Origin of the sequence: Pseudomonas sp. R11F, assembly GCF_050312575.1 — a bacterium.
Taxonomy (GTDB): domain Bacteria; phylum Pseudomonadota; class Gammaproteobacteria; order Pseudomonadales; family Pseudomonadaceae; genus Aquipseudomonas; species Aquipseudomonas palleroniana.
This window is the reverse complement of the sequence record NZ_JBNPJU010000067.1, coordinates 1-11,935: the sequence shown is the minus strand read 5'-3', so window position 1 is coordinate 11,935 and position 11,935 is coordinate 1. Positions and strand designations below refer to the sequence as shown.

The window sequence follows — 11,935 nt, the reverse complement described above, 5'->3', positions numbered from 1 at the left end:
GTCAACCGGGCACGACCCCGCATCAACCGACAAGGATGTGACACCCCCATGAAGCCTGCCTCGTTAAGCGAAGGCCGTCGCGGCCCCGCGCAAATCTGGAACAGCGCGCCGCAACTGGCGCAAATACCCATCATTTCTTTGACCTCACTGGCGCCGCCCGGCGCCCGCGTGGTGGTGATCGCGCCCCACCCTGGCGATGAAGTCCTGGCCTGTGGCGGTTTGCTGCAACTGCTCAGCACCCGCGAGCATCCGCTGAAGTTGATCTCCATCACCGATGGCAGTGCCAGCCATCCTGGCTCGAACGTATGGCCGGCCAGGCGCCTGAGCGTGGTACGACCACAGGAAAGCGTCGAAGCCCTGCGCCGCCTGGGCATGCCGTTGCACAGCCTGAAATGGATTCGCGGTGGGTTCCTCGACAATGCGCTGCCTGCACGCGAGCAGCCGATGAGCCAATTCATCGCCCGCTACCTGCAACCCGGCGACGTGGTCTTCACCACCTGGCGCCGCGACGGCAATGCAGACCACGATGCCGTCGGCCGGGCCAGCGCCAAGGCGTGCAGCCTGGTAGGCGCGCAGCTGTATGAGCTACCCATCTGGGCCTGGCATTGGCCGGCGCGGGAAGGCGTGGTGATTCCCTGGCAGCGCGCACGCAAGGTGCGCCTGGACAGCTGGAGCGTGGCGCGCAAGCTGCACGCCGCGCACGCCTACGCCAGCCAGTTGGCCGGCGACCCGCAAATTGGCCTCGCCCCGATGATGGCCCAGGTGCTGCTCGAACGGATGCGCGAGCCTTATGAAATCGTGTTTGTCTAGCTGGGCACTCGTCTATACCTGTTATTTCTGACAGTGGTGCCCCTGGCGAACTGCGACTAAGGTGCGCAAAGTGCTGCACAAGTTGAGGTGCAGTCGAGAAAGCCATGCCAACCCTTTGCATTGGCCGGTGTTTTCGAACAGGTAACCCGTATTCCCTGATCCGTATCGCGCTTCACGTTGTCATGGCCTGAACCCTACCTGGATTGCTCAGGTACCAGGACAACGAGCCTCTTGAGCGAGGGCGGATCATGCGCACACCAACTTCACCCAGGCTTTACCTGGGCATTGCTGCATCAGCGATGCTCGCCACCTGGCCGCTTCTTTCCCAAGGGGCCTGTACCACGAGCCCCGGGCCTTCAGGCCAGATTTTCACCTGCACCAGCGGCACCACCCCTGGCATCACCGCCTTGACGGGCGATAACCAGGTGCTGTTCCCCAGTGGTAATGCGGTGATCAGCGGCAATATCCGCTTGGGGCCAGGCGGCGACCTGGTGCAACTGGATGCACCCGGCACACAGGTCAATGCCTCAGTGGATATGGGCGATGGCGCCAATATCTTCCGGCTGAACAAGGGCATCATCAACGGTGACGTGACGCAAGGCGCGGGCGCCGATGTGATGCAGATCAGTGGTGGTCAGGCGCGGGCAATCTTCCAAGGTGCCGGTACGGATAAGCTCTTTATGAGCGGCGGCATCGTCGAGTCAGTGGACCAGGGAGACGGCAGCGATGAGCTCAACATAAGTGGTGGCTGGATCAAAGGAGCGTTTCTCAGCGGCGACCGCGCAACGATGACCGGCGGCCGTATCGGCCGGGTGGACATGCGCCTCGAAAAAAACCTGTTCGATATGAGCGGTGGGGATGTGGACGGCAGCGTAGTCACCGGCTTCGACAAAGACACCATCCTGATTTCAGGCACTGCCCATGTCGGCGGCAATATCAGCACCAGCGGTGGCGACGACTTCATCCAGGTCACTGGCGGAGAGATCATGGGCCAGATTCTCGCCGGCACGGGTGACGACACCTTCATCTGGCGCGACGCCGGGCTCATTCATGGCGCGATCCTGTTGGGGGCCGATAACGACACCGCGCTGCTCCAGAACCTGAGCGAGAGCACGGTGTTGTCCACGTCGCAACTCGATGGTGGCCCCGGTAACGATACGCTGACCCTGGATAACACTCAGGCTGGCCAACCGGAACGCTTTAGCAACTGGGAGACGGTGCGTCTGGACAACAACTCCGGCCTGAAATTGGGCGGCACCTTCGTGCTGGGAGACAGCGGCAGCGGAACTGGCACGATGACAGTCGACGGCTCAAGCACGCTGTTGGTGGACACGGGTATCATCAGCCCCTTCACCAGCGGTCAACTGGCCACACTGAACAACGGCGGGCAGATCGACATGACCGGCAACCCCACGGCCACCCACAGTCTGACCGTCAATGGTAACTATAACGGCGCCGGTGGCCGGCTCGCGCTCAGTAGCGTATTGGACGGCGACGGTTCGCCCAGTGACAAGCTGGTGGTGAGCCAGGGCACCCTCAGCGGCACCACCAGCCTCAGCGTCACCAACCTCGGCGGCAAAGGCGCTGCGACCTTGCAAGACGGTATTCTGGTGGTGCAGGCGATCAACGGCGCGACCGGCGCTGGCACTGCCTTTACCTCCTCCGGGGTATCCGCAGGCGCCTTCAATTACTACCTGTTCAAGGGCGGCGTCACCCCAGGCACGGAGCAAAACTATTACCTGCGCAACACCGTCCCTGTCACGCCACCGCCTGACCCGGTCATCGTCACCCCGCTACCGGAGCCGGTACCGGGCACCCCGCCGCTGCCGCCGAACCCTGTGGTCACGCCCGTAGACCCGGCGGCCCCGATTAATCCCATCGTCAAGCCGATCCCGCTCTACCGCGAGGAAGTGCCCCTCTATTCCGTGTTGTATCCCGCAGTGCAACAAATGGTGCAAGGCATGCTCGGCACCTATCACGAGCGCCAGGGTGACCAGGCCCAACAGCGACAGACCGGTGTATTCCCCACCGGCTGGGCCAGGGTGTATGGCAGCAATGGTCGCCAGGGTTTTACCGGGACGGTGAACCCCACATTGAACAGCTCGCGGAGCGGCTACCAACTGGGCACCGATCTCTATGCCCACGCTCACGACACCGGCCAGACCCAACGCGCCGGCCTGTTCGTTGGCCTGGGTCGTTTGCAAGGCAGTATCAAAGGCTTCAATGACGGCTTTGAGGACAACAATGCCGGCGACGTCACCTTGCGCAACAAGAGCCTGGGCGTCTATTGGACGTTGATTGGGGCCAACCGTGCCTACCTCGACCTGGTGCTGATGAAGTCCTGGATCGACGGGCATAGCGAGTCTGATCGGGGCATCAAGATGAAGGTCAAGGGGCGCGACGTGACGGCCTCGGCCGAAGTCGGCTGGCCGTTTTCCATCAGCCCACATTGGGAACTTGAACCCCAAGGCCAGTTCATCGTGGGGCGCAGCTCACTGGATAGTCAAAATGACGGCTCCTCCGCAATCACGTTCCACAGCGACACCAACGTCACCACCCGCCTTGGCGCGCGGCTGCGGGGTGACTACCAGGTGCGTGGCATGCCGCTGCAACCCTATGTGCGGGCCAACGTTTGGCATACCAGCGCCGGCACGAATACCGTGAGGTTTAACGGCGTGACCGACATCGATACCGAGCAGAAATCCACCACGATGGAGCTCAAAGTCGGCGCAACGCTGAAAGTCGCCCAGGATGTCAGCGTTTACGGCGAGTTGGGTTACACCCGCAATCTCGACAGCAATGCCGTCAACGGACGATCAGGCACCGTGGGTGTGCAGGTCGATTTCTGAGTCTTTGTATCGCAGTGTGTATGGCGACCACTGCGATACATAACCCCTGAACCGAGGCGCATCGCTGACACACGCCAGATACCACCCGGCGTTCAACTGAGAGCCAGGCACACATCAAGCCGTAGGAGGCTCGCCATGCACACTCAGTTGAACCGCCGCTCTCTGTTCCTGGCCCTGGCCCTGTCGCCACTCGGCGCCGTGGGCGTGGCCAATGCCGAAATGCCTGAGACCAATATCCCACACGCCGTCAGCCAATCCAGCTTCGGTGCTCTCAAGCACATCAAGGCAGGCCTGCTGGAGGTGGCCTACGCCGAAGTCGGCCCGGCCAACGGCCAGGCGGTGATCCTGCTGCACGGCTGGCCCTACGATATCGACAGCTACGCCAACGTTGCCCCACTGCTCGCAGCCAAGGGTTATCGCGTACTGATCCCCTACGCCCGTGGTTATGGCGACACGCGTTTTCTGTCGGATAAAACCCTGCGCAATGGCGAACCCGCCGCATTGGCCCAGGATGTGATCGACTTCATGGATGCCCTGAAGATCAAGCAAGCGGTACTTGGGGGTTATGACTGGGGCGCACGCTCGGCGGATATCGTCTCGGCGCTGTGGCCGGAGCGGGTCAAGGCGCTGGTGTCGGTCAGCGGTTACCTGATCGGCAACCAGGCCGCCGGCAAGAACCCGTTGCCACCCAAGGCCGAGTTGCAATGGTGGTACCAGTTCTACTTCGCCACCGAGCGCGGCGCGGCGGGCTATCAGAAAAACACCCACGACTTCGCCAAGCTGATCTGGCAGACCGCCTCACCGCAATGGCAGTTCGACGACGCCACCTTCAACCGCAGCGCCCAGGGCCTGGACAACCCCGACCACGTCGCCATCACCGTCTTCAATTACCGCTGGCGTCTGGGGCTGGTGCAGGGAGAGGCGCAGTACGCGGCACTGGAGCAGCAACTCGCCACCTCGCCGTCGATTGGCGTGCCGACCATCACCCTGGAAGGCGACGCCAACGGCGCACCGCACCCGCAACCGGAGGACTATGCCAAGCGGTTCACCGGCAAGTACCAGTTCCGTCAGGTCAATGGCGGTATCGGCCACAACTTGCCCCAGGAAGCGCCCGAGGCGTTCGCCAAGGCCGTGGTGGATGCGGATCATCTGTAAAGCTCGATAGCCGGAAAAAAATCCGGCTATTTCAAACCACCCTCGGCAATCGCAAACTCGAGAATATGGTCACCCTCTTCATCGCACTCTCCTGTCCACGTCCAGCCCAAGTGCCGATAGAAACCATAAGAGCGTACATTCGGGTCGCTGGCACACGCCAGAAACAAACGTTCAAAGCCTGCGTGGTGGAGTTCAGCGGTCACTTGCCCCAGCAAGGACTTGCCGATCCCTTGCCCTTCGTATTCCCCAAGGAGCGCGAGCACCGTGACTTCGCCGGTGCTCCGCTCACCAAAGCAATACCCGACTATCCTGCCGTTCACACAGGCGACAACGCCGATAGAACTGCCGTCAACGATGCCGGCACTCCAGGACTCGACCGTGATGCCCAGCGCACGCAGCGCTTCTTCTGAAAATGCATTTTCTCTCGTCAGCCCGCGGATTTGGATACACAACGAAACGTCATCAGGCGTGGCCGTACGATAGGTAATATGATCCATGAGTCGATTTTCCGTTTTACAGCGCAGACAACTCGCGCCCTGAACAGCGAACTCTATCTGTTTATCAAGCCAAGCCCTGCGCAATTGTGTTGTTCAGTTGTTACGGCCCCCGTCCCTCTCGTACCCTAGTGACCACCTCTGCCCGAGTCGACTGGAGTGCACATGGACCTCACCACCCTCACCCTCTTCCTCCCCGCCTGCTTCGCCCTGAACATGGCCCCAGGCCCCAACAACCTGCTGTCCGTGAGCAACGCCACACGCTACGGCTACCGCATATCCTGCCTTGCCGGCATCGGCCGCCTGCTGGCTTTCGCCGGCATGATCGCCCTCGCCTCTGCAGGCTTGGCGGTGGTGCTGCAAACCTCGGAGTTGTTGTTCTACGGGATCAAGATTCTGGGGGCGGCGTACCTGTTTTATCTGGCGTTTCAGTTGTGGCGGGCCAATCCCCAGGCAGAGGCGCAGGCGAGTACGGCCAAGGTGGGTTTGTGGGGGTTGGCACGCCAGGAGTTTCTGGTGGCGGCAGGCAACCCGAAAGCCATCCTGATCTTCACCGCCTTCCTTCCACAGTTTGTAGTACCCGGCCAACCGATCACGCCACAGTTCGCGCTACTGGGTGCACTGTTCCTGGCACTGGAGTGGATCGCCATCAGCGCTTATGCCTACATGGGCCTGCACATGCGCCGCTGGTTTGCCGAGCCACGGGGCAAGCGGATATTCAATCGTTGCTGCGCAGGGTTGTTGTCGGCTGCGGCGACGGTGCTGTTGACCGCACGCCGGGCGGGATGATGTCGTCGGGGCTCACTACCGGGGTGGGGTAAAGGACAACCCGTATCTCATCTCGACCAGTGCTGTCCCGCCCCTCTGCAGATCGCGCTCGCTGCCCGCTTCCTCAACGCACCCGGCCCGGCGATAAAACCGGATAGCTCTTTGATTACCGACCAGGACCCAAAGCGTCAAACGCTGAAAGCCCTGCTCCCTCAAGGACTGCTCGCCGGCTTTCCACAAAGCGAGCCCGATACCGGTGTGCCAGCACCCGGCTAACACATAGATCGCCATGACCTCACCCACCTGCCCCTGGGCGGCATCTTCATCACGGCTGGCGCCGACCGAGATCCAGCCAACGACCTGCTTGCCCAGCTCAGCCACCCATACGTTCGATTCGCCCGCTTCAATCGAGCGAGCCCAAAACACCTCACGCTGAGCCAGAGTGGCTTGCAACGAGGTCAGGTATTCGGCAGGCATCAAGTCCCGATAGGCCTGTTGCCAACTGCTGATATGAACCTGGGCAATCGCCCTTGCGTCGGTAGGTAATGCCTTGCGAATCATTGATGAATGCCTTGTTTGGACATTGAGAACTTGAGGTAGTGGTCGCTTCAATATGTCCCGTGAAGACGAAAAACTGATGACAGTCATGGTCCGAAGTGCTCAACAATAGACGACCTATCGGTAGGCGCTTAGGATTTGTCGTTTGAAATGACACGCCGGGCTTGAAGGAATAAAGCCAGGTTCAAACCACAATTTCAGTCCGCCCCTATTTTCACTCCAACTCACGGACGGCTTCATGGAACGATTTGATTCTCGTGGCATTGATGACGACGGCTATATCCTCACCCCGTCCAACGTCGAGATGCAGCCACAATTCCAGGATTTATTGCGGGACGTTTGCACGACGCTCACGCAGTCGAGCCCCCTACTGGATGGAATCTATATCTACGGCAGTGTTGCTCGAGGCAACGCCATTCCAGGAGGTTCTGACCTTGACCTGACCCTTGTGCTGCAAAGCGCCGCTACATCACAGGATCTGGAAATACTCGAATCGAAAAAGCGCAGGCTGGAAAGTCAGCATGCTGAAGTCATCAAAATCGATTTCGACATCGGCAGTCGCTCTGAAGTACTGGCGGCTGATAATCGGTTGAGCTGGGGGTACTGGCTCAAGCACCACTGCCGTTGCTTGTGGGGAAATGACCTGAGCAACCGCTTTGATCGGCTCAAGCCGTCGCGTGACATCGCCATTGCCGTCAATGGTGACTTTGAGACCGTATTGGCACGCTATGCAGAAGCTATCGATCAGACGACCACGCCGGCGCAATCACTACGCTTGCAACGAGAGGCCTCACGCAAACTCATCCGCTCAACTCAAGTACTTTGCGTCGAACAGGACCTGATGTGGCCACAAACGTTGGAAGAGCACGTCGAGCTGTTTGTGCATCACTATCCCGACAAGGGAATGCAGGTCTGTTTTTTCTTGTCTGAGGCGAAGAGTCCTTGTGCTGAGCCAAAAACATTTGCGTGCCTGCTCCGCGATTTTTTGACCTGGATGGTTAAAGAAACCCATTGGCTTGCGCTTCGGGACGAAGCGGGTCACACGCCAAGCGAGCTTGAGCAAGGCAATCATGATGTTCGCTAGAGGCCCGTACATAAACGTCCAAACGCTTCTTGCGGACCTCAAAAACAACGTTGTATGGAGGGAAAAGTGCGGATCCACATCACAGGCGCGTCGTGTGCAGGCGTGACAACACTGGGTCATGCCCTCGCCTCTTCACTCAGCCTTCGTCACTTCGATGTCGATGACTTTTATTGGCTACCCACTAACCCACCGTTTACAACCAAACGTGCGCCCGAGGAGCGCGTGGCGCTGATTCAGCAACGCTTCGGTGATGACAATTGGGTACTCACCGGTTCTTGTGCGGAGTGGGGAGATGCACTGATCAAAAACGCTGACCTGATTGTGTTTGTTGTAACGCCAACCTCTGTTCGCCTTGAACGCCTGGCCGCACGTGAAAAACAGCGCTATGGCGATAGACTCGAACCGGGTGGCGACATGCATGAGATCCATGTGGCCTTCAAGGAATGGGCTTCGCGGTACGACGACCCGACCTTTTCCGGGCGCAACAGGGCGCGCCACGAACGGTGGTTGTCGAAGCAAACCGTTCCGATTGTCAGAGTCGATGGGTTGAGCAGTGCTGAAAAGATGGCGGCGGATGTCATTCATGCGTTGTCTCAAGTAGCGTCCTGGCCCGCAACAGGAAAGCCCCCTTTAAGAGAAAACATTCGATGACCAAAACCGAACTCACCGATCTCTACAACGGCTACATCGACTGCCTCAACCGCCAGGATTGGGCGCACCTGGGTGATTTCGTCGCGCCTGACGTCACCTACAACGCCTCCGCCGTGGGGCTCGCGGGTTATCGCGCCATGCTGGAGCGCGACTTTCGCGAAATTCCCGACCTGGCGTTTCGCATCCAACTGCTGGTGGTCGACCCGCCCAGGATTGCCAGCCGGCTTAACTTCAACGTCCACCCTCGTGGGGAGTTTTTCGGATTGCCGATCAACGGCAAACAGGTGGTCTTTGATGAGAACGTATTTTACGAAGTCGACAACGGCAGATTTGCGCACGTCTGGTCAGTGATCGACAAGGCGGCGGTCGAACGACAGCTGTGATGGCTGGCGTCGTCTAAACTCCACGCACCCATCAACCCAGTGGAGCGTTGAGATGAAGCATAAAAATACCCTGTGCCTCTGGTACAACGGCACCGCCCAGGAGGCGGCGGCCTTCTATGCCGCGACCTTTCCCGACAGCCGCGTCGACGCCGTGCACCTTGCGCCGGGCGACTACCCTTCGGGCAAGCAAGGCGACGTGTTGACCGTCGAATTCACGGTGATGGGCGTTGCCTGCCTGGGCCTCAATGGCGGCCCGGTGTTCCCGCAGACTGAAGCGTTTTCGTTCCAGGTGGCGACGGACGACCAGGCTGAAACCGACCGTTATTGGCACGCCATTATCGATAACGGTGGCCAGGCCAGCGCCTGTGGCTGGTGCAAGGACAAGTGGGGCGTGTCGTGGCAGATCACCCCGCGAGTGTTGAGCGCAGCGATCAGCCATCCCGACCCGGCCATCGCCAAGCGCGCCTTTGACGCCATGATGAGCATGACCAAGATCGACGTCGCCGCCATCGAGGCTGCCGTAGCCGGACGTTGACCCCTAGGCCCCTTCAGCCCCCAGGTGACCCCATGCCCGTACAACCCCGCCCCGCCGTACTCGAACTGATCGGCAACACACCGTTGGTCCGGGTCAGCCGCTTTGACACTGGCCTCTGCACACTGTTTCTCAAACTGGAATCGCAGAACCCCGGCGGCTCGATCAAGGACCGCATCGGCCTGGCCATGATCGACGCCGCCGAGCGTGACGGCCGCCTGCGCCCCGGAGGCACCATTGTCGAAGCCACCGCCGGCAACACCGGCCTGGGCCTGGCGCTGGTGGGCCGGGCCAAGGGCTACCGCGTGGTGCTGGTGGTGCCCGACAAGATGTCCACCGAAAAGGTGCTGCACCTCAAGGCCATGGGAGCCGAAGTGCATATCACCCGCTCCGACGTCGGCAAGGGCCACCCCGAGTACTACCAGGACGTGGCCGCACGCCTGGCCAAGGACATTCCCGGCTCGTTTTTCGCCGACCAGTTCAACAACCCCGCCAACCCCATGGCCCACGAAACCAGCACCGCGCCGGAGATCTGGGCACAGACCCAGCACGACGTCGACGCGATCGTAGTGGGCGTCGGCTCGGCCGGTACCCTCACCGGCCTGACCCGTTTCTTCCAACGCGTGCAGCCGGAGCTGGAAATAGTGCTGGCCGACCCGGTGGGCTCGGTGATGGCCGAATACAGCCGCAGCGGCCAGTTGGAAACCCCTGGTTCCTGGGCCGTGGAAGGCATCGGGGAAGACTTTGTGCCGTCGATTGCCGACCTTTCCAGCGTGCGCCATGCCTATTCCATCAGCGATGAAGAGAGCTTCGACCACGCCCGTCAATTGCTCAAGGCCGAAGGGATTCTCGGCGGGTCCTCGACCGGCACCCTGCTCGCCGCCGCCCTGCGCTATTGCCGCGAGCAGACTGTGCCCAAGCGCGTGGTCACGTTTGTGTGCGACACCGGCACACGCTATCTGTCGAAAGTCTATAACGACCAATGGATGCAGGACGCCGGCCTGTTGCAATACAAGCATTATGGCGACCTGCGCGACCTGATCGCCCGGCGCTTCGAAGACGGCCGGGTGATCAGCGTCAGCCCCGATGACACCTTGCTCACCGCCTTCCAGCGCATGCGCCTGGCCGATGTCTCGCAACTGCCGGTGCTGGTGGATGGCGAGCAACTGGTCGGGGTGATCGACGAGTCCGATATTTTACTGGGGCTACATCATGACGCTGCGGAGTTCACCATGATCGTTGCCAGCGCCATGACCAACACCCTGCACACCTTGTCGCCGAGTGCCAGCCTGGTTGAGTTGCAGGCCGAACTCGATCGCGGCCTGGTCGCCATCATCGCCGACGCCTCAGGCTTCCACGGCTTGATTACCCGCGTCGACCTGCTCAACCACCTACGGAGATCCCTTGCATGAGTCAGTCCGATAAAAGCGCTTTCGCCACCCGCGTGATCCATGCCGGGCAATCTCCAGACCCGACCACGGGCGCGTTGATGCCGCCGATCTACGCCAACTCCACGTACCGGCAAAGCAGCCCCGGCGTGCACCAGGGGTTCGATTACGGGCGCTCGCATAACCCCACGCGTTTTGCCCTGGAACGCTGCGTCGCCGACCTCGAAGGTGGCAGCCAGGCGTTTGCCTTCGCCTCGGGGTTGGCGGCGATCTCCACCGTGCTGGAACTGCTCGATGCCGGCGCGCATATCGTCTCCGGCAACGATTTGTACGGTGGCACCTTTCGCCTGTTCGACAAAGTGCGCCAGCGCAGTGCCGGGCACACCTTCAGCTACGTCGACTTGAGCAATGCAGTGGCATTTGAGACGGCGTTGCAGGCGAACACGCGCATGGTCTGGGTCGAAACGCCGAGTAACCCGCTGCTGAGCCTCACCGACCTCAGTGCAATCGCGCGTATCTGCCGGGATCGCGGGATTATCTGCGTCGCCGATAACACCTTCGCCAGCCCATGGATTCAGCGCCCGCTGGAGCTGGGTTTCGACATTGTGGTGCACTCCACCACCAAGTACCTGAACGGCCATTCCGACGTGATCGGTGGCATCGCCGTTGTGGGTCACAATCCGGAATTGGCGCAGCGCCTGGGCTTCCTGCAGAACTCGGTCGGCGCCATCGCCGGTCCGTTCGATGCCTTCCTGACCCTGCGCGGCGTGAAAACCCTGGCGCTGCGCATGGAACGCCATTGCAGCAACGCCCTGGAACTGGCCACCTGGCTGGAACAACAGCCGCAAGTGTCACGGGTGTATTACCCAGGGCTGGCGTCTCATCCACAGCACGAGCTGGCCCGCCGGCAGATGCACGGGTTTGGCGGGATGATTTCAGTCGATTTGAACAGCAACCTGGCCGGCGCCACACGCTTCCTGGAAAACGTCAGGATCTTCGCCCTGGCGGAAAGCCTGGGCGGCGTGGAAAGCCTGATCGAACACCCGGCAATCATGACCCACGCGAGCATCCCGGCCGCTACGCGGGCGCAGTTGGGGATTGGCGATGGGTTGGTAAGGTTGTCGGTGGGGGTGGAAGAGGTGGAAGATCTACGCGCAGACCTGGCCCATGCCCTGTCATACATCTAAACACCCCTAGTGGCTGTAGTGAGCGGGCTTGCCCCGCGCTGGGGGGCGAAGCCGCCCCAACAAGGACGCCGCAGTT

At 60.8% G+C, this 11,935-nt stretch carries 12 protein-coding genes; 10 read left to right on the top strand and 2 right to left on the bottom strand.

Annotated elements, in window-relative coordinates; all coding sequences use genetic code 11:
- The first annotated feature begins 48 nt into the window (after positions 1-48).
- From ACQRBV_RS20625 to ACQRBV_RS20615, 3 genes are all read left to right on the top strand, one after another.
- On the top strand, positions 49-810 hold the full coding sequence (locus ACQRBV_RS20625) for a PIG-L deacetylase family protein (RefSeq protein WP_205343955.1): 762 nt from the start codon (positions 49-51) through the stop codon (positions 808-810).
- A 248-nt stretch (positions 811-1,058) separates the two neighbouring features.
- The gene (locus ACQRBV_RS20620) at positions 1,059-3,659 is read left to right on the top strand and encodes an autotransporter outer membrane beta-barrel domain-containing protein (RefSeq protein ID WP_411984223.1); all 2,601 of its coding nucleotides are present in this window, start codon (positions 1,059-1,061) and stop codon (positions 3,657-3,659) included.
- Positions 3,660-3,794: 135 nt separating this feature from the next.
- Entirely contained in the window at positions 3,795-4,814 is a 1,020-nt protein-coding gene (locus tag ACQRBV_RS20615) for an alpha/beta fold hydrolase (protein ID WP_411984224.1), read from the top strand.
- A gap of 26 nt (positions 4,815-4,840) precedes the next feature.
- On the opposite strand, the gene ACQRBV_RS20610 is transcribed toward ACQRBV_RS20615, so the two are convergent.
- Complete coding sequence (locus tag ACQRBV_RS20610) at positions 4,841-5,311, bottom strand: GNAT family N-acetyltransferase (RefSeq protein ID WP_244383392.1); 471 nt, start codon at positions 5,309-5,311, stop codon at positions 4,841-4,843.
- A 162-nt stretch (positions 5,312-5,473) separates the two neighbouring features.
- On the opposite strand from ACQRBV_RS20610, the gene ACQRBV_RS20605 reads away from it, so the two are divergent.
- Positions 5,474-6,097 carry a LysE family translocator gene (locus tag ACQRBV_RS20605; protein ID WP_198761195.1) on the top strand — a complete coding sequence of 208 codons (624 nt, stop codon included), beginning with the start codon at positions 5,474-5,476 and terminating at the stop codon, positions 6,095-6,097.
- A 15-nt stretch (positions 6,098-6,112) separates the two neighbouring features.
- On the opposite strand, the gene ACQRBV_RS20600 is transcribed toward ACQRBV_RS20605, so the two are convergent.
- Complete coding sequence (locus ACQRBV_RS20600; protein WP_411984412.1) at positions 6,113-6,637, bottom strand: GNAT family N-acetyltransferase; 525 nt, start codon at positions 6,635-6,637, stop codon at positions 6,113-6,115.
- Between the two features lie 235 nt (positions 6,638-6,872).
- On the opposite strand from ACQRBV_RS20600, the gene ACQRBV_RS20595 reads away from it, so the two are divergent.
- From ACQRBV_RS20595 to ACQRBV_RS20570, 6 genes are all read left to right on the top strand, one after another.
- Positions 6,873-7,718, top strand: a complete 846-nt coding sequence (locus ACQRBV_RS20595) for a nucleotidyltransferase domain-containing protein (protein ID WP_411984225.1) — start codon at positions 6,873-6,875, stop codon at positions 7,716-7,718.
- 66 nt (positions 7,719-7,784) lie between these two features.
- Complete coding sequence (locus tag ACQRBV_RS20590) at positions 7,785-8,369, top strand: AAA family ATPase (RefSeq protein ID WP_411984226.1); 585 nt, start codon at positions 7,785-7,787, stop codon at positions 8,367-8,369.
- A complete protein-coding gene (locus ACQRBV_RS20585) occupies positions 8,366-8,752 on the top strand; it encodes an ester cyclase (RefSeq protein WP_411984227.1) in 387 nt (128 codons plus the stop codon). Before ACQRBV_RS20590 ends, ACQRBV_RS20585 begins: the two co-directional genes overlap by 4 nt.
- A 52-nt stretch (positions 8,753-8,804) precedes the next feature.
- A complete protein-coding gene (locus ACQRBV_RS20580) occupies positions 8,805-9,287 on the top strand; it encodes a VOC family protein (protein WP_090370780.1) in 483 nt (160 codons plus the stop codon).
- Between the two features lie 32 nt (positions 9,288-9,319).
- Complete coding sequence (locus ACQRBV_RS20575; protein ID WP_411984228.1) at positions 9,320-10,696, top strand: pyridoxal-phosphate dependent enzyme; 1,377 nt, start codon at positions 9,320-9,322, stop codon at positions 10,694-10,696.
- Positions 10,693-11,859, top strand: coding sequence for a cystathionine gamma-synthase (locus ACQRBV_RS20570; RefSeq protein ID WP_411984229.1), 1,167 nt, complete (start codon positions 10,693-10,695; stop codon positions 11,857-11,859). Before ACQRBV_RS20575 ends, ACQRBV_RS20570 begins: the two co-directional genes overlap by 4 nt.
- Positions 11,860-11,935 lie beyond the last annotated feature (76 nt).